A 17,687-nucleotide genomic window follows, 5' to 3' on the forward strand; every position below is an offset into this window, starting at 1 on the left:
TGCGTCCGATCCGCACAGCAAAGGGATGTGCCTTTGCTTTTTTAATCGTCCGGATCCGATATATAGCCCGTCAAAGCCATATCACCAGACCAGTTTACAGATACGGTTTCAAATTGCTGGGTCGATCATATCGTTCCCTGTGCCATGGACAACAGCAAAGCCGCATCCAACCCCAAACAAACCGCATTTTACCGGGCTTTTGACCGGAACAAGGTTTCCGGGACCGCGTTTGTGTGACATGGGCGACAATTCGGTCTTTAAAATGTCATTTTCAGGCTGCGCAATTGTGCAATCCCTGATAACAAATTCATCGTGGAACGTTCGTTTATTCCGATCTGCAGCACATCCGCGCGGGTATAAGGAAAAAGGAAATGACAGCGTTACCATCAGGGCAGCGCAAAGATTGCCCGTTCGCGGGAACCAAGAGTGAGGCAAGGAAACGTCATGACAAGTTTGCAGGATTATGCCAATTGGCAAAACTTGCCGACCATGTTTTTTGAAAAGGCCAAGAAACATGGCGACACGCCGTTTCTTTGGACCAAGGATTCAGAGGGCAAGGAATTTGTCCCGACCAGCTGGCAGGAAGCCGCCGATCACGTCCGCGCCCTTGCGCGCGCCCTTTATGACATAGGGGTCCGCCCCGGCGACCGGGTTCTGCTGGTTTCGGAAAACCGCACCGAATGGGGCATTGCCGATCTTGCCATCATGTGCGTTGGCGCCATGACCGTCCCGGCCTACACCACCAATACCGAGCGCGATCATCTGCACGCGATCGAAGACAGTGGTGCGGCGATTGCCATCATCTCGACCAAGAAACTTGCCCAGCCCTTCCTGCATGCCGCCCTTGATAGCGGGCGCTGCCGCCATGCGATCATGATGGAAGAATGGGGACAAAGCTTTGTCGGTGACATCACCATTTCGCGCTGGGATGACCTGATCGCCAAGGGGCGCGGTCTGAGCCATGACGTCGATGACTGGATTTCCAAGATCAATCGCGATGACCTTGCCTGCCTGATTTACACATCTGGCACAGGCGGCTCCCCCAAGGGTGTCATGCTCAGCCACGGGGCGATCATTTCAAACTGCATGGGCGCGTTTGACATCATCGAAACCCTTGGCATCGACAAGGAAATCTTCCTGTCCTTCCTGCCGCTGTCGCATTCCTATGAACATACTGCGGGCCTTTATTTCCCGATCAGTATTGATGCCCAGATCTATTACGCCGAGGGGCTTGATAAGCTGGCCGCCAACCTGGCCGAAGTCAAACCGACCATCATGACCGCTGTGCCGCGCCTTTATGAAATGCTGTATCAGCGCATGAGCCGCATGGTCGAAAAGGAAGGCGGTCTGAAGCAAAAGCTGTTTGACCTGACACTGCGTCTGGGCCGCAAGAATTACGAAGGCGAACGACTTGGCCCGATCGAAAAGCTTCAGAACCTTGCCTGCGAACTGTTGCTGCGTCGCAAGTTGCGCCAACGCTTTGGCGGCCGGATCAAGGCGATGGTCTCGGGTGGTGGTCCGCTGAATTACGAACTGGGCGTTCTGTTCGTCTCGTGCGGCATTCGCATTCTTCAGGGTTACGGTCAAACCGAATTTGCACCGGTGGTTTCATGCAACCGTGCAGAAAACAACAAGCTGCGCACCGTTGGCCCGCCGATGGTGGGTGCTGAGGTCAAGATTGCCGAGGACGGCGAGATCCTGCTTAGCGGTGAAAGCATGATGAAGGGCTACTGGAACCTGCCCGACGTCACCGCAGCGACCATCATTGATGGCTGGCTGCATACCGGTGATATCGGCAAGTTCGATGAACAGGGCAGCCTGATGATCACGGATCGCAAGAAGGACATCATCGTCAATTCCGGCGGTGACAATATCTCGCCGCAGCGGATCGAAGGCCTGATGACGCTTGAAACCGAGATTTCCCAGGCGATGGTCTATGGTGACGACAAACCTTATCTGGTTGCTGTCCTGTGGCCGGAAGAAGACTTCATGCGCGAATTCGCCCGCGAGAATGGCATTTCGAATTCCATCGAAGAACTCGCCAAGAATGATGACTTCCGCAAAACCATCCGTACGGCCATTGACCATGTCAATCAGCGCCTGTCGACGATTGAAAAGGTCCGCAGCTTCATGTTTGCCGAAGCGCCCTTTACCATTGATAACGAAATGCTGACCCCGTCGATGAAGATCCGCCGCCACAAGATCCGCGAAGCCTATGGCAAGCAGCTTGACGGCCTTTATCAGCGCAAGCGCGGCGGCAGCAAAAGCGCCCAAGAAAAGCCCAAAGACTGACCATAAAGACGATGACGCGCCCCAAAGAAATCAAACAAACGCTTACCCTGGTCCGGGGTCTTCCCGGATCGGGTAAATCAACACTCGCCAAAAATCTGTGCCAGGCCACCGGTGCGGTCCATCTCGAAGCGGACATGTTCATGGTCGACCATGAAGGGTTTTACGAGTTTGACGGCACCCGCCTGTCGCAAACCCACGCAAGGTGCGAGGCAGAATGCCACAACGCCCTGTCAGAGGGGTATGACGTTGTTGTCTCCAACACATTCACCCGTTTCTGGGAAATGAAGGCCTATATCGACATGGCCGACAAGCACGACATTTTGCTACAGATTGTCGAATGCCATGGTCGCTTTGGCAGCATCCATATGGTGCCTGACGACACCCTTGCCGATATGCGCGATCGCTGGGAACCGCTGCCGGAAAAATACCGCTAAGCAGCTTGCCGCTAGTTCGCCGCTGAAAAGACCTGTTTGAGGATATCGGTCGTCCAACGGGTCGGATCGCTTCGAATATCGGCTTCCTGAAGTGCGATGTAATGGAACAGGCCATCCATCGCCTTGTCGGTTGCGTGATCGGTCAGCGATGCCTTGAGATCGGGCACAAACGGCAACTGGTCATATTGACCAACCATCTGATCATAAAGCGACAACGCTCCGGTATCTGAAAGGGCATCCGTGATCATCGGGCGCAATCGGCCCTCGATATCCGTGCCCGAAACACGGCGCAGATATTCGGTCGCGGCGTCATCGGGGCCCTGCAAGATGCCCTTGGCATCGGCCAGCGTCATCTGACGCACAGCATTAACCAGAATATCGCTGGCATCCTGCATGGTCTGTTCGGCTGCCCGGTTCATCCGCAATTCGATTTCATCGGCGTAACTGCCAAGACCTGCTGCATTCATCAGTTTCTGCGCCGCCTGAACCTTGTCTGGCAGTGGGATATGCGCCACCGGATCGGCGTTAAAACCATCCATAGCACCAAGTTGATCGGTGACCAGCTCCACCCCAATATCAAGCGCCTGTTTAAGCCCCTGCTCCACCGTGTCCGATGACAGGGCCGATATCCCGGAACCGCCGCCCGATGTACTTCCCGACCCCGATGAATTCATTGCATCGCCCAAGGCATCCTTGGCCTTGTCAAAAAAGGATTGGGCATGCGCAGGTGCCACCAGATAACCGAGCACAAGTGCAACAGCACCGGCCTTGAAAAGATGATTTGAATTGCGGTTGAGCATGCGCGGTCCTGCCGTTTTGGTTAAGGCGTTCTATCGCCAGTATACTGAAAAACAATCATGGCCTGAAAAAGACAAAACCCCGGTTCATCAACCGGGGTTTTGCATGTGGGACATCAAGCGGCCTTAGTCAATGACCTCGACCTTTTTGCCATTCAGCAGAAGGTCTTTACCCTCGGCCGAGACCGGAACCGTATCGCCATCGCTGATCCCGCCTTCGAGGATCTGCATCGCCAGCGGGTTCTGCAGATAACGCTGGATTACGCGTTTGAGCGGACGGGCACCATAGATCGGGTCATAGCCTTTTTCGGCCAACCAATCCTTGGCACCGTCATCAAGCTTGAGATTGATCTTGCGATCAAACAGAAGCTTTTCGAGGCGACCAAGCTGGATATCGACGATCTTGCCCATCTGATCGCGATGCAAACGATGGAACAGGATGGTTTCATCCAGACGGTTAAGGAATTCCGGACGGAACGATGCCCGCACGATTTCCATGACCTGGGCGCGGACTTCGCCGCTGTCATGACCCGGTTCCTGATTGGCAAGGATTTCCCCACCCAGGTTCGAGGTCAGAATGATCAGCGTATTGCGGAAGTCGACAACCCGGCCCTGGCCATCGGTCAGACGCCCTTCATCAAGAACCTGCAGCAAGACGTTGAACACATCGGGATGTGCTTTTTCGACCTCGTCAAACAGGACAACCTGATAGGGACGACGACGCACCGCTTCGGTCAGCGAACCGCCTTCCTCATAGCCGACATAGCCCGGAGGTGCACCGATCAGACGCGCCACCGCATGCTTTTCCATGAATTCGGACATATCAATCCGGACCATGGCTTGTTCATCATCAAACAGGAACTGCGCCAGCGCCTTGGTCAGCTCGGTTTTACCAACACCCGTGGGGCCAAGGAACAGGAACGAACCAATCGGTCGGTTTGGATCCTGCAGGCCTGCCCGCGCACGGCGTACCGCGTTCGAGATCGACCGTACTGCGTCATCCTGACCGACAACCCGTTTGCGCAGCGTGTCTTCCATTTCCAGAAGTTTTTCACGCTCGCCCTCAAGCATCTTGTCGACCGGGATACCGGTCCAGCGCGACACGACAGACGCGATGTGCTTTTCGGTAACCGCTTCTTCCTTGATGCCACGCGACGGATCGTTTTCCGCCTTTTCAAGCAGCGTCATCAGAGCCGGGATTTCTTCGTATTGAAGCTGTCCGGCACGATCAAGCTTGCCATCACGCATCGCACGTTCAAGTTCACCACGCGCCTGATCAAGCTGCTCCTTGATATGGGTCGAAGCTGCCAGTTCTTTCTTCTGGGCTTCCCATTTCGCGGTCAACTCGGCGGATTTGCCTTCAAGCTCGGCCAGCTCCTTGTCCAGACGGCCAAGGCGATCCTTTGATGCACTATCCTGCTCTTTCTTGAGCGCTTCACGCTCGATCTTGAGCTGGATGATGCGGCGGTCAAGTTCGTCGATTTCTTCCGGTTTGGAATCAAGCTCCATACGCAAGCGCGAGGACGCCTCATCCATCAAATCGATCGCCTTATCGGGCAGGAACCGGTCCGTGATGTAACGGTTCGAAAGGGTTGCGGCCGCCACCAGCGCAGCGTCGGCAATACGCACCCCGTGATGGAGTTCGTATTTGTCCTTGATCCCGCGCAGGATCGAAACCGTGTCAGTCACCGACGGCTCATTGACGAATACCGGCTGGAAACGACGGGCAAGCGCCGCGTCCTTTTCGATATGCTGACGGTATTCATCCAAAGTCGTCGCACCAACGCAGTGCAGTTCACCGCGCGCCAAAGCCGGTTTCAGAAGGTTCGATGCATCCATCGACCCTTCGGCCTTACCGGCACCGACAAGCGTGTGCAGCTCGTCGATGAACAGGATGACCTGACCGGCTTCTGATTCAATTTCGCTCAGAACCGCTTTCAGGCGTTCTTCAAATTCACCCCGGAATTTCGCGCCGGCAATCAACGCCCCAAGGTCAAGCGACAGAAGTTTCTTGTCCTTGAGCGTTTCGGGCACGTCACCCTTGACGATCCGCAATGCCAGACCTTCGGCAATCGCGGTTTTACCCACACCGGGTTCGCCGATCATGACCGGGTTGTTCTTGGTCCGGCGTGAGAGAACCTGCACCGCACGACGGATTTCCTCGTCACGGCCAATGACCGGATCGAGTTTGCCTTCGCGCGCGGCCTCGGTCAGGTCGCGGGCATATTTTTTAAGCGCGTCATACTGGTTTTCAGCACCCGCACTATCGGCCGTGCGGCCCTTGCGGATGTCATTGATAGCACCGTTCAGACCTTGTGCGGTGACACCGGCATCGGTCAGCACCTTGCCCGCAGTTGATTTCGGATCAAGTGCAATGGTCAGAAGCAGCCGTTCCGCCGTGACAAAGCTGTCACCGGCCTTCTTGGCGACTTCCTGTGCCTGATCGATCAGACGGGCAAATTCGGATGAAAGATAAATCTGTCCATTGCCACCAGAAACCTTTGGCAGTTTTGCCAGTTCCTGCGCGCAACGTTCCTGGGCAACCTTCGGCTTGCCGCCGGATGCCTTGATCAGATTGGCTGCCAGACCTTCTTCGTCATCAAGCAGCACCTTAAGCAGATGGATCGGGACAAATTGCTGATGGTTTTCACGCAGCGCAAGCGATTGCGCCGACTGCAGAAAGCCTTTTGACCGATCCGTGAAGTTTTCAAATTCCATTCCTGTCACTCCTTGAGCCAACAGTATTCAGACGATGTGGGCCTTCTTGGAAGCGTCCACGACATTGGTGTCATTACCGAATTTTAAAATTATAGATTTTTTCGACAGCGACAACATTGATATGTCTCAGTCTAGCGCGTTTGCAACCATATCCCCCTACAAAAGTTGCAAGAATTATTTGTGCACCGCAACACAACTTTCTGGCATTATTCCAGATAGCAGGCAAGACCGCTGAATCGCGCGCGTTGTCGATGGTGACAGTGGCGAGCGTATCAAAGGTTGCCCTTGGCAAAACAACGTTCTAACGTCGCCCGGACAGATAAAAACAGACATGCCATTCGCCCCACTCTTTCAGGCATGCCAAAGCGCCATACAGGAACACAAATCATGACGATCGAGCTCAAAGCTATCAAACGATACCCGGTCAAGGGAATGCGCGGTGTTGATCTTAAAGAAGCAAAGATCACTGCCCATCAGATGATTACCGATGACCGCCGCTTTGTGATTGCCACCCAGTCCTCGGTCGGGCAGGAAGGCGTGCATGAATGGGCCCGTAAAAGCAATTTCCTGCAGCTGGTGAATACCCCCAAGCTCGCCGAAATCGGCACCGACTATGATGACGCCACCAGCACGCTGACGATCCTTCGAAACGGGCGCGCCATCTGCAAGGGCAAGCTTGACGAGTCCATGGGCCGCACCGTGGTCGAGGATTTCCTCAAGGCGTTTTTAAAGAACGAGATTGCCGGCACGCCAAAAATCTATTCCGTGCCCGATACCCATTTCGGCGACATGAAGGAACCGTTCATATCGTTGCTGAACCTGGCATCAATCCGTGATTTTGGCACCCGCATCGTTCAAAGCGAAATTGATCCGATGCGGTTTCGTGGCAACCTGCTGGTTGACGGACTGGAACCCTGGAAAGAGCTGGAATGGAACGAAGACAAGATCGTCAAGATCAATGATATCTCGTTCCGTGTGGTTCACCCGATCACCCGTTGCAAGGCGACCAGTGTTAATCCCGATACCGCAGTTGCCGATATCAACGTTCCACTGATGCTGCGCAAGGGTGTAAACCACCTTTATATGGGTGTTTACCTTGAGGCCCTTGACGATGGCACGATCACGCCGGGTGATGAACTGGCCCTTGCGTAAGATCAGTCATTGCCGGAATTGAATGTCGGGGCGTGGACAGCCATGCCCTTGAACATTTCATCGTGATACCAGTCGATACGGTGCGCACGAATGGGTGGGCATCCCTTGCGAAACAGGATTTGTTCTTCCTTCGGAAAGCGGGCCACCTCAGCCGATTTCAGGATCGGCTGATTGTCCTGTGATCGCAGATGGACCGGTCGGCTGGTATCCTTGCCGCCACCCGTATCATCAAATTTCGACATTGCCGTCAGACCCGACACCCAATCCAGGTTGAACGCACCTTCCTGACTCAGGACCGAAATGGCATCAACACGGCCAACGACGTTTTCCCAGTTCAAACAAACATCCATCAGGCCACTGACGCCGGTAAAGCCCGGCCAGACCACCATGCCGTCGCCATACCCACCACCCAGAAGGCGCTCGAACAACGGCATGCGGCCAACACTTTCAATGCCGTCTAGCAGAACAAGAAATTCCGGATCGCCCGATTTCCATCCCCGCTGATTGATCAGGTTCATCATGCCAGACAGCATCACGCGGCTAAAGGATGGCTGAACTTCCGGGTTTTCGCCGCCAAGCTGACCAATCACAAAGATCGACACAGGACCGCTGGTAATATCTTCGAGCGTAAAGCTGCTTTTGCTGACCAGTCGCGAGATTTGCGGATTGTCGAATTCTTCGGTGGCTGCCCGGCAGGCCTCGATGATCTTCATGCGCTGATCTTCGGTCATATCAAGGATGTTCAGCGCAACTTCGGAGATGCGGCCATCGGCGGACTCGATGCTCATCATTTCTTCAAGAATCTTGTAGAACCGATGGGACGGCATGATCAGGTTACGGCGCACTTCACCAAGGTTGCGATCTTCCTTCGCACTGCGCTGGATCGTAAAAACAATAAACCCCTGAAGCAGGGTCCGCGCCGTACGGACTTCCTGTTCATCAAGCTCCTTGACGAACATCGGGGCAAGAAGCGTGTCGGCAATAAAGCCGGTATCAGTAATCAGGCCTTCCCCCTGCTGGCGGATAAAATCAAACGGGTTGAACTGTTCTGTTTCCACCCCGGTCTGCTTGTGCGGATCAAGAACGATCAGCCTTTGACCAAGCTTGGTCCTTCGGTCGTGAATGGCGCGAAAAATGCTGCCATGGCGCTCATAAACAAACAGGTTTCCCGTATGCAAAAGGGCGTTCGGCTCGGCCGAGGCGCGGTAATATTCCTCGGGCTTGGTGGCAAAGGTCAAAACGCGTTTCAGACCATTGGCACCGATCAGGCGCTTGTCATCGCCGAAGCGCCCCAGAACAAATGCCGGATTGTTTTCCAGCAATTTACGCGCATTGAGGTCCTCGACACTGGCCCACTCCCCGTCGGCCTTCATCCGCGATCCCTTGGCCCCGAGTTTGGGTTTCTTTGATTTCGAAGAGGACGACGGTTTCAGGCGGTTTAGTACGATGACAACCAGCGGGATGAACATCGGGACGATGAAACAGACAGCCCCCAGAAGGGCCAACTCGTAGTCACCGTTAAACAGCCCAAGGGCGATAACCATACCGCCAAGAGCCCATAGCAAAACCATGACGACCCGAAATAAACCAGTCCCCATCTAACACTCCCCGAGAATGCGCCTGTACCGTGAAAGGATGCCGGTTGTTTGATGCCGGTCTTGGCTTCACGGTTTTATATGTGATTTGTCCCAGAACCCGCGCGAACGTTAATCGACGGTTGCACGGGATATTCGATTATATGCTTATACAGTTTCGCATACCTTAAAGCACTGCATCTTTGGGGGTATGTTTGCATTTGGCGTGTGCGTCCAAACGACAACACCCCTGCAAGCGTTGACTTGCAAGGGTGTTTGTCATGTTGAAAGACCGCTTCTGGTCAGATCAAGCCGAAACCGGCTCGGATCCCTCATCAGAAGTGGCACCTTCTTCGTCATCTCGGCCCGCTGCACGGCTGCGACCACGACGGGCTGTCGGGTGACGGCCGCGCGTACGCGCCGTACCACTTGCTGCCCGGCGGGTTTTCTTTTCACCGTCTTCACCCTGCTCAGCGCTGTCGGCATTTGCCGATGCGTCATCACCAGATGTGTCTGCCGGTGCGTTTTCATCTGCACTGGCATTGGCGTCATCGGATTTGCGCGGGCGACCACGGCCCGGACCACGTCCGTCCGAACGACGGGCACGCGGGGTGCGCTTTGGCTTGCCGCCATCACCCTCAGACGTTTCAGCAGCATTTTTGTCTGCCTCTACCGGGGTGTTGTCGTCACCATTGTTCGACGCATTTTCGGCGTTTTCGTTGGTGTCACCCTGCTGGTCGTCATTCTGGTTTGACTGGGCGTCGTTGCGATCGTCACGGCCACGGTTGTTGCGCTGACGATTGTTTTCACCACGTTCCTCACGGCGCTGGTTTTCCCATTCCTGGGCAGCCTGAAGGATACGATGATAGTGTTCAGCATGCTGGTAGTAGTTTTCTGCCAGAACAGGATCGTCAGTCGCGTCCTTTGCCAGCGAAACATACTTTTCATAGACCTGCTGGGCATTGCCGCGTACACGGCCGTCCGGCCCATTGCTGTCAAAATTCTGGAATTTTGGATTTACTGGACGTTTATTCGACTGTTGCCGTCCGCGCGGACGTTTATTGTTATTTCTCATATCAACATGACTTTGGTGTTGAAGGACAATCCGGCGGCATCATCGGCCCCGGAACCACTCCGTCTGAAAAACATATTTCCCGCTAAACAGCGCCGAACTCGGCATTAATACAAACCTGCCGGGAACCTTGAAAGGAACGGAGATTGTTGACTGTTTACAGGGGAACACGGCGCTTTCATAAGCGCGTCGGGCACCCGGCCCGTTCAATTCAACCTATATGGCTTGGCGGCGTATTCCAACTGTTTTTTTCACTCACCGATGCTTTTTTTACATCACAGGCGTGGATTTATCAGATTACGCAGCGTCCAACCGAACAACGAGTTTTCTTTGCCGCAACGCAGCGAACAATACCGCCCAAATCTTCACGGTATTCCACCCCGACAAAACCGGCTTCGATCAACAACTGCCCGACATCCCTCTCCTGACCGCGACCGATCTCGAAAATGACAAATCCGCCGGGCTTTGCCAGATCAAATGCCACGTTCGACAAGGCACGATAGGCCGCAAGCCCATCACCCTCATCGGTCAGGGCAAGACGCGGATCAAATTTTTGCACTTCTGGCGACAGGGTGCTCATCTCGTCCGCCGCGATATAGGGCGGATTGGACATCACAAGATCAAATCCTTCGGCACGATCTGCGTCACTCAGTGCACTATCCCAATCCGAAACCCGAAACTCGACTTGGTCTTCAAGCTCCAGAAGCCGGGCATTTTCACGCGCGCACGCCACAGCACCTTCGCTCAGATCAAGCCCGACACCCGTCGCACCGGGCAAATCGCCAATCGCAGATAGCAACAAGCATCCGGTACCGGTGCCGAAATCAACAATCCGTGGCGCATCAGCATCTTCAAGGAAATCAATCGCCCATTCGACCAGCGTTTCGCTATCAGGCCGCGGCTCCAGCGTTTCGGGCGACAGCTTGAAGGTATGGCGCCAAAAATCACGCTCGCCAAGGATACGCCCGACAGGTTCATGCCCGATGCGGCGCGCGATCATGTCGCGGAATTTAGCTGCCTTGTCTGGGGCCACGACATCTTCGGGCCAGGCACTGATGCGACCGCCATCAACACCTGCGGCCCGCGCCAGCAAAATGCGCGCATCCATCCGCGCATTTTCAATCCCCGCATCGCTCAGGGCGGCGACGGCCTCGGCCATCAGGGCACCAAGGGTTCGAGACGTGTCAGAAGACATGATCAGCTTTCAATTTCGGCAAGCTTTTGGGCCTGCTCCTCGGCGATCAGGGCATCAATCACTTCATCGACGGCCGGACCACCGGCAATGAAGTCATCCAAGCGATAAAGGGTCAGATTGATGCGATGATCCGATACGCGCCCTTGCGGGAAGTTATAGGTGCGAATGCGTTCCGATCGGTCGCCGGACCCGACCTGCGATTTGCGATCTGCGGCGCGCTCGCTGTCCTTGCTTTCGCGTTCCTGATCATAAAGACGCGACATCAGCATCTTCATCGCTTTTTCTTTGTTCTTGTGCTGCGACTTGGCTTCCTGGCTGGCCGCGACAACACCGGTCGGGATATGGGTAATACGCACCGCACTATCGGTGGTGTTGACGTGCTGACCACCCGCCCCTTGGGAGCGATAGGTATCAATACGCAGATCCTTGGGGTCGATCTTGATATCGACATCCTCGGCCTCAGGCAGCACGGCGACGGTCGCAGCAGACGTATGAATACGTCCGCCCCCTTCGGTCACCGGGACACGCTGAACGCGGTGCACGCCACTTTCAAATTTCAGGCGCGCAAAGACATCTGTACCCGACACATTGACGATCACTTCCTTGAAACCGCCAAGATCGTTTTCGCTGGCATCCATCTGTTCGAATTTCCAGCCGCGCCCCTCGGCATAGCGCTGATACATCCGATACAGATCAGCAGCAAACAGGGCGGCCTCTTCGCCACCGGTCCCGGCACGAATTTCAAGAATGGCGTTTTTGGTGTCTGCACTATCCTTGGGGATCAGCATCAGCTTCATCTGACGCTCTGCCTCGGGCAGCTTTTCCTGAATGTCGTATTTCTCGGCCTCGGCCATTTCGCGCATGTCGCGATCACCTTCCGGATCGGCCAGGATTTCCTCGGCATCTTCCAGATCGCCTAGAAGCTTTTTATAAGCCTCAATCGCCTCGACCACCGGGGCCAGTTCGGCATGTTCGCGCGACAACTTGGAAAAGCCGTCACCATCAAGCTCCCCGCTTGAAAGAAGCGCATTGAGTTCGTCGAACCGGCGCGTAACACCTTCGAGCTTCCCAAGGTCCAAACTCACTCTTTATTCTCCTGTTCAGGGTCGCCGGGCGCCTTATCGATCCCAAGCGGCTTGTCTTCAAGTTCAAACAGACGCGCCAACAATTTCTGGGCCTTGACCCATTCCACGGTGCCAGCACCGTCTGTTGTCGTCGCCAAATCCTTCAATGCCTGCGTCGGCGCATGCAAAAGCCGATTGACCAAAAGCCGGGTCGCCTTTTCTGCGTCCCCGTGACTTTCATTCAACGCATCTGCACGCACGGCTTCGAACCGTTTGCGCAGATCGGCAATCGCCGGTACAGCGGCACGCTGCGCACGGTCCCGCACAAAGCCATCAAGCTCCGCCTCAATCAGGGCCCAGGCCTGATCGGCTTTTTCTTCGCGTCCACCACGCCCTTCGGCTGCGATCTTTTCCAGATCCTCGATCCGGTAGAAGAACACTTCATCGATCTCGTCGACCTGCGGATCAATATCGCCCGGCACAGCCGTATCAATCATCAGAACCGGGCGGAACCGGCGACGCTTGACCGATGCGAGTGCGCGTTCCTTGTCGATCATGTAGCGGCGCGATCCACCGGCCGTCAAAACAAGGTCCGCCTCGGCCAACAGACGATCAAGATCATCAATTTCTGACCAGTGGCAATCCAGTCGGCGTGCCACGAGCCGCGCACGTGCTGTCAGACGGTCAGTCACCAGAATGCGACCAATGCCACGTTCGGCCAGCGACGCTGCAATCAACTCGCCCATGTCACCGGCACCGGCCACCAGCAAAGTACAATCGCCAAGGTCACCATGCAGGTCGCGCGCAACCGATTGTGCTGCTGCCGCGATGGAAACCGCGCCCTGACCGATCCCGGTCTGGTTACGGACCTTTTTGGCGATGCCATAAGCGGTCTGGTAGACCTGCTCCAACTCGCGCCCGACAAGGTTATGCTTGCGCGCGATGCGATGGGCATCCTTGACCTGACCGAAGACTTCCGGCTCGCCAATCACCAGACTGTCGAGCGACGCGGCAACCGCAAACATGTGACGCAACGCATCGCGGCCGGATCGGATATAAAGTTCGCTCGCCAGCTGATCACGATCCAGATCAGCCCAAAGCGACATCAGATCAATCAAACGCTCGCGGCCACGTTCGGCCTCGGACGCCAAAAGATGAATTTCGGTGCGGTTACAGGTCGAAACGACAACCGCCTGCCCCAGTCGGGCCTGCTCAATGGCCGCCAGGAATTGCGGCAATCGGCCTTCGTCGATGAACAGACGGTCGCGGGTATCCTCGCTGGAGCGCCGATGATTGGTGCCGATCACCATCAGGCGATCGAGCGGCCAATCCCCGGCATCCTCATGCGAAATCCCGTCCGTCACACCATTCTCACTTCTTGCCGATCACGCCAGCCAATTGATCAAGCGCCACTTCCTGCTGCTCGCCGCTATCAAGATCGCGCAGCTGGGCAACACCATTGGCAAGCTCATCATCCCCAAGAATCACCGCCAGTTTGGCATTGGCCTTGTCCGCACGCTTGAGGCGCTTTTTCATGTTGCCGGAATAGCCAAGCTCGACCGCGACACCATCTTCGCGCAAGACCTGCGCAAGTGAACGGCATTTGGCTTCGGCAGCATCCCCCATCGGGATCAAGGCCACCGGGCGGGCACCGGCCGGCGCTTCGCCGACCATCAGGGCCAGGCGTTCAACACCGGCAGCCCAGCCAACACCGGCGGTCTGCGGACCACCCATGGTCGAAATCAGCCCGTCATAACGGCCACCGGCCATCACCGTGCCCTGTGCACCAAGGGTGTTGGTGGTGAATTCAAAGCAAGTATGGCAGTAGTAATCCAGCCCGCGCACCAGACGCGGGTTCAGCTCGTAATTGATGCCGATATCGCCAAGGCCTTCGGTCAGGTTCTTGAAGAATTCCTGGGAATGTTCGTTCAGGTACTCGGCAAACAACGGGGCATTGGCCACCAGTTCGCGATCGCCTTCATCCTTGGAATCAAGGATACGCAGCGGGTTCTTATCAAGACGCGCCCGGCTGTCTTCGGACAGCTTGTCAAAATGGCCTTTGAAGTAATCCACCAGCACATCGCGATAGGCCGCACGGCTTTCCGGATCGCCAAGGGTGTTGAGTTCCAGCGTGATGCTGTCCCAAAGACCAAGTGCCTTTAGGATGTGCGCGCCATACCCGATCATCTCGATGTCGCCTGCGACCTGCTCAACGCCAAGCAGTTCAGCACCAATCTGATGGAACTGACGCTGACGGCCTTTTTGCGGGCGTTCATACCGGAACATCGGGCCATAATAGCTGACCTTGACCGGCGACATCTGCTGCATGCCGTTTGAAATATAGGCACGCGCAATACCGGCCGTCCCTTCGGGACGCAGGGTGACCTGTTCACCACCGCGATCCTCAAAAGTGTACATTTCCTTGGTCACGACATCGGACGTATCGCCAAGGGTACGGGCAAAGACTTCGGTAAATTCGAAGATCGGCGTGGTCATGCGATGGTAGCCATACAACTCGCCGATTTCGCGTGCGGTATTCGCGATGTAATCCTGCAGACGGTTCTGTTCCGGCAGAAGGTCGTGCGTGCCACGGACGGGTTGAAGCGATGCCACTTTGGGTCTCCGATCTAACTTGAATTCCTGATATTTGCGCAAAACATCAACGGGCGCAAACACATGCGAACATGAAAATAGCTTTCCGCCGGTGTGGCGGAAAGCCAAAAGTAGTCAATTCTGCCTTGCTATTCCGCCGCGGTTTTCTTGGCGGCTTCTTCGGCTTCGATCTTTGCCGCACGTTCTTCGACCAGCTCGACGATATGGTCGACCATCTTTTCCGTGCTGACATTGTGATCCGGACGGCCGGAAATATACATCTTGTGGTTCCCGCCACCGCCACCGGTCAGACCGATATCGGTTTCACGCGCTTCGCCCGGACCATTGACGATACAGCCAATAATCGACAGCGAGATCGGGGTGGAGATATGCGCCAGACGTTCTTCAAGGGCTGCCACAGTCTCAACCACGTTAAAGCCCTGACGTGCACAGGACGGGCAGGAAATGATCTGAACGCCACGGGTGCGAAGACCAAGCGATTTCAGGATATCAAAACCGACATGGATTTCCTCGACCGGGTCGGCAGAGAGCGACACACGAAGGGTGTCCCCAATCCCGGCCCACAGCAGGTTACCCATACCAATCGATGATTTTACGGTCCCACCACGAAGACCACCGGCCTCGGTAATGCCAAGATGCAGCGGATAGTCACAGGCTTCTGCAAGGCCGTAATAGGCCGCAACCGCAAGGAACACGTCCGATGCCTTGACCGAAATCTTGAATTCGCGGAAGTCCTGATCTTCAAGAACCTTGGCATGGTTCAGCGCACTTTCGACCATCGCTTCCGGGCACGGCTCGCCGTAGCGTTCCAGAAGTTCCTTTTCAAGTGAGCCGGCATTGACACCAATCCGCATGGAACAGCCATGATCCTTGGCCGCCTTGACGACTTCGCGGACGCGGTCGGTCGACCCGATATTGCCCGGGTTGATGCGCAGGCAAGCGGCACCGGCTTCGGCGGCCTCGATTGCGCGTTTGTAATGGAAATGGATATCGGCAACGATCGGGACATGCACCTGCTTGATGATGTCTTTCAGAGCCGCCGTTGATTCCTGATCCGGGCAGGACACACGAACGATATCCGCACCGGCTTCTTCCAGACGATGGATCTGCGCAACAGTCGCGTTCACATCGGTGGTCAGGGTGTTGGTCATCGACTGCACCGAGATCGGTGCATCCCCGCCGACTTCCACATCACCGACACGGATTTTGCGGCTTTGGCGGCGTTCAATATCGCGATATGGGCGGACGCTCATTTCCGGTTCCAAAATGTTCAAAATGTCTTGGGGGAGTATATAGCTTATCAAACGCCGATTAGAAACCGTTGCCTAACAGATTTTCCGCCAGATTTCGCATAGCTGTCACGAAAAAAGGCGACCCGTTTGGATCGCCTTTCGAATTTTGTCTGTTTTCATCGCCAGATGGCGTTGGTGCAAGCTACTGAACCGTCGGTTCTTCGGTCTGGGTCAGATCACCGACATCAAGCGAGAAGTCCGAAATCACCGCGCCATATTCACCGACCGGCTGCGCGTCTGCGCCATCGATACTGTAGGTCAGCGCGCCGGCATTGCCGACTTCAAGTTTCAAACCGTCACGATTCGGAACCTTGTAGGTATCACCCGCCGTCAGCATCCGGGTCAGAAGAACATTCCCGTCTTCTTCGCGGATACGCACCCAACTGGTTTCAACAGCAGAGATGGTCACACGGCTATCAACATTGACCGCGCCAAAGACACGCGCCCCACCCGCATCATCAACTTCCGGCGCTGCCGGAACCGATGCAACTTCGGCTGCTGGTGCAGCCGGGGCTTCGGCAACCTCATCTTCCACAGGTGCCTCTGCAACTTCGGCCACGACCGGGGCTTCTTCAGCGACCGTTTCTTCGCTCACCGTTGCCACATCTTCAGCAACCGGTGCCGCTTCAGGGGCGGCTTCTGCAACTTCTTCGGCAACAGCAGGTGCCTCGGCCGGCTCTGCCGGTGCCTCGGCAATTTCCGTCACAACCTCGGGTGCTGCTTCTTCAGCCGGGGCCTCGGAAACAGTTACCTCTTCAGCCGGGGCTTCTGGCGCGACCGCAGTTTCGGGCGCGCTGGTAACGGATTGCTCCTGCTCGGCAATGACCGATGCGGGTGTTTCCATCTCGGCCTCGGCGGCTTGCGCGTCGGCAGCGTTTTCAAGCGTGCGCGGTTCGGCTTCTTCGGTTGCCGGGGTCGAATAGCTTGCCAGACGTTCCGGCAGCGGATCGACCAGATCAGCAATGGTTTTTCCCTGGCTGGAAAGATAATACCAACCGCCATAGGCACCCAGCCCAAGCATGACCGCAATCAAAAGAACGGCACCACCCGGCACACGGCTTTCCTGAACCGGTTTCGGGAAGGAGAGTTCACTGCGCACTGCAGGCGCGTTGCTTTCTTCACGGAAGCGGCGCGCGATTTCCGCGCCATCCAGTCCGAGATGTTCAGCATATGCCTTTACGAAGCCAAGCCCATAAGGACCGTTCGGCAGAACCGAGTAGTCGCTACTTTCGATGGCTTCGATGTAAATTTTGCGAATACGAAGCATGTGGCAAACGTCATCGACTGATTGCCCCAAACCATTGCGGGTGGCCTTAAGCAGGCTCCCGACTTCGGTGTAACCACCGACCTGGCTATTCTGTTCGTCCATCACAACATCATTTGATGCCTGATCCCCGGACAAAGGCCTGAAACGAAGGCGTCCACGGGTCTCGTCATCCAAATGATCTTCCTTTCGCTTTTTGATCGCCAACTCCGCACCCCCA

13 protein-coding genes are annotated in these 17,687 nt (G+C 55.7%); 3 read left to right on the forward strand and 10 right to left on the reverse strand.

From position 1 onward, the window contains the following. Positions 1-444 precede the first annotated feature (444 nt). Both ACXAIA_RS18240 and ACXAIA_RS18245 read left to right on the forward strand, forming a co-directional pair. Entirely contained in the window at positions 445-2,292 is a 1,848-nt protein-coding gene (locus tag ACXAIA_RS18240) for an AMP-dependent synthetase/ligase (protein ID WP_475350602.1), read from the forward strand. Positions 2,293-2,303: 11 nt separating this feature from the next. Continuing rightward, entirely contained in the window at positions 2,304-2,726 is a 423-nt protein-coding gene (locus ACXAIA_RS18245) for an ATP-binding protein (RefSeq protein WP_475350603.1), read from the forward strand. 11 nt (positions 2,727-2,737) lie between these two features. Here the strand turns inward: ACXAIA_RS18245 and ACXAIA_RS18250 are convergent, their stop codons facing one another. Together ACXAIA_RS18250 and clpB are read right to left on the reverse strand one after the other, a co-directional pair. Continuing rightward, a complete protein-coding gene (locus tag ACXAIA_RS18250; protein ID WP_475350604.1) occupies positions 2,738-3,526 on the reverse strand; it encodes a DUF4197 domain-containing protein in 789 nt (262 codons plus the stop codon). Positions 3,527-3,649: 123 nt separating this feature from the next. Next, positions 3,650-6,241 (reverse strand): ATP-dependent chaperone ClpB, encoded by a 2,592-nt coding sequence (gene clpB / locus ACXAIA_RS18255; RefSeq protein ID WP_475350605.1) that lies wholly within the window; start codon positions 6,239-6,241, stop codon positions 3,650-3,652. Between the two features lie 387 nt (positions 6,242-6,628). On the opposite strand from clpB, the gene ACXAIA_RS18260 reads away from it, so the two are divergent. Next, positions 6,629-7,393 (forward strand): MOSC domain-containing protein, encoded by a 765-nt coding sequence (locus tag ACXAIA_RS18260; protein WP_475350606.1) that lies wholly within the window; start codon positions 6,629-6,631, stop codon positions 7,391-7,393. A 2-nt stretch (positions 7,394-7,395) separates the two neighbouring features. Here the strand turns inward: ACXAIA_RS18260 and ACXAIA_RS18265 are convergent, their stop codons facing one another. From ACXAIA_RS18265 to ACXAIA_RS18300, 8 genes are all read right to left on the reverse strand, one after another. After that, positions 7,396-8,991: a type IV secretory system conjugative DNA transfer family protein gene (locus tag ACXAIA_RS18265; protein WP_475346753.1), complete on the reverse strand. Its 1,596-nt coding sequence runs from the start codon at positions 8,989-8,991 to the stop codon at positions 7,396-7,398. Between the two features lie 283 nt (positions 8,992-9,274). Next, a complete protein-coding gene (locus tag ACXAIA_RS18270) occupies positions 9,275-10,042 on the reverse strand; it encodes a DUF4167 domain-containing protein (RefSeq protein WP_475350607.1) in 768 nt (255 codons plus the stop codon). A gap of 289 nt (positions 10,043-10,331) precedes the next feature. After that, positions 10,332-11,234, reverse strand: a complete 903-nt coding sequence (prmC, locus tag ACXAIA_RS18275; RefSeq protein ID WP_475350608.1) for a peptide chain release factor N(5)-glutamine methyltransferase — start codon at positions 11,232-11,234, stop codon at positions 10,332-10,334. 2 nt (positions 11,235-11,236) lie between these two features. Beyond that, positions 11,237-12,319, reverse strand: coding sequence for a peptide chain release factor 1 (prfA, locus tag ACXAIA_RS18280; RefSeq protein WP_475350609.1), 1,083 nt, complete (start codon positions 12,317-12,319; stop codon positions 11,237-11,239). Further along, entirely contained in the window at positions 12,316-13,662 is a 1,347-nt protein-coding gene (gene hemA / locus ACXAIA_RS18285) for a glutamyl-tRNA reductase (RefSeq protein ID WP_475350610.1), read from the reverse strand. The genes prfA and hemA overlap by 4 nt, the downstream gene beginning before the upstream one ends. A gap of 7 nt (positions 13,663-13,669) precedes the next feature. Beyond that, entirely contained in the window at positions 13,670-14,911 is a 1,242-nt protein-coding gene (gene hisS, locus ACXAIA_RS18290) for a histidine--tRNA ligase (RefSeq protein WP_475350611.1), read from the reverse strand. 128 nt (positions 14,912-15,039) lie between these two features. Further along, positions 15,040-16,164: a flavodoxin-dependent (E)-4-hydroxy-3-methylbut-2-enyl-diphosphate synthase gene (ispG, locus tag ACXAIA_RS18295; RefSeq protein ID WP_167724805.1), complete on the reverse strand. Its 1,125-nt coding sequence runs from the start codon at positions 16,162-16,164 to the stop codon at positions 15,040-15,042. A gap of 181 nt (positions 16,165-16,345) precedes the next feature. Continuing rightward, on the reverse strand, positions 16,346-17,572 hold the full coding sequence (locus tag ACXAIA_RS18300; RefSeq protein WP_475350612.1) for a helix-turn-helix domain-containing protein: 1,227 nt from the start codon (positions 17,570-17,572) through the stop codon (positions 16,346-16,348). Positions 17,573-17,687: the final 115 nt, after the last annotated feature.

The sequence above is a fragment of the Thalassospira sp. ABL2_045 genome, assembly GCF_056161285.1.

Excerpts from the sequence above, each read along its gene's own strand:
- ACXAIA_RS18240 (WP_475350602.1), top strand. The coding sequence starts at position 445 with ATGACAAGTTTGCAGGATTATGCCAATTGGCAAAACTTGCCGACCATG.
- ACXAIA_RS18245 (WP_475350603.1), top strand. The coding sequence starts at position 2,304 with ATGACGCGCCCCAAAGAAATCAAACAAACGCTTACCCTGGTCCGGGGT.
- ACXAIA_RS18250 (WP_475350604.1), bottom strand. The coding sequence starts at position 3,526 with ATGCTCAACCGCAATTCAAATCATCTTTTCAAGGCCGGTGCTGTTGCA.
- clpB (WP_475350605.1), bottom strand. The coding sequence starts at position 6,241 with ATGGAATTTGAAAACTTCACGGATCGGTCAAAAGGCTTTCTGCAGTCG.
- ACXAIA_RS18260 (WP_475350606.1), top strand. The coding sequence starts at position 6,629 with ATGACGATCGAGCTCAAAGCTATCAAACGATACCCGGTCAAGGGAATG.
- ACXAIA_RS18265 (WP_475346753.1), bottom strand. The coding sequence starts at position 8,991 with ATGGGGACTGGTTTATTTCGGGTCGTCATGGTTTTGCTATGGGCTCTT.
- ACXAIA_RS18270 (WP_475350607.1), bottom strand. The coding sequence starts at position 10,042 with ATGAGAAATAACAATAAACGTCCGCGCGGACGGCAACAGTCGAATAAA.
- prmC (WP_475350608.1), bottom strand. The coding sequence starts at position 11,234 with ATGTCTTCTGACACGTCTCGAACCCTTGGTGCCCTGATGGCCGAGGCC.
- ispG (WP_167724805.1), bottom strand. The coding sequence starts at position 16,164 with ATGAGCGTCCGCCCATATCGCGATATTGAACGCCGCCAAAGCCGCAAA.
- ACXAIA_RS18300 (WP_475350612.1), bottom strand. The coding sequence starts at position 17,572 with ATGGACGAACAGAATAGCCAGGTCGGTGGTTACACCGAAGTCGGGAGC.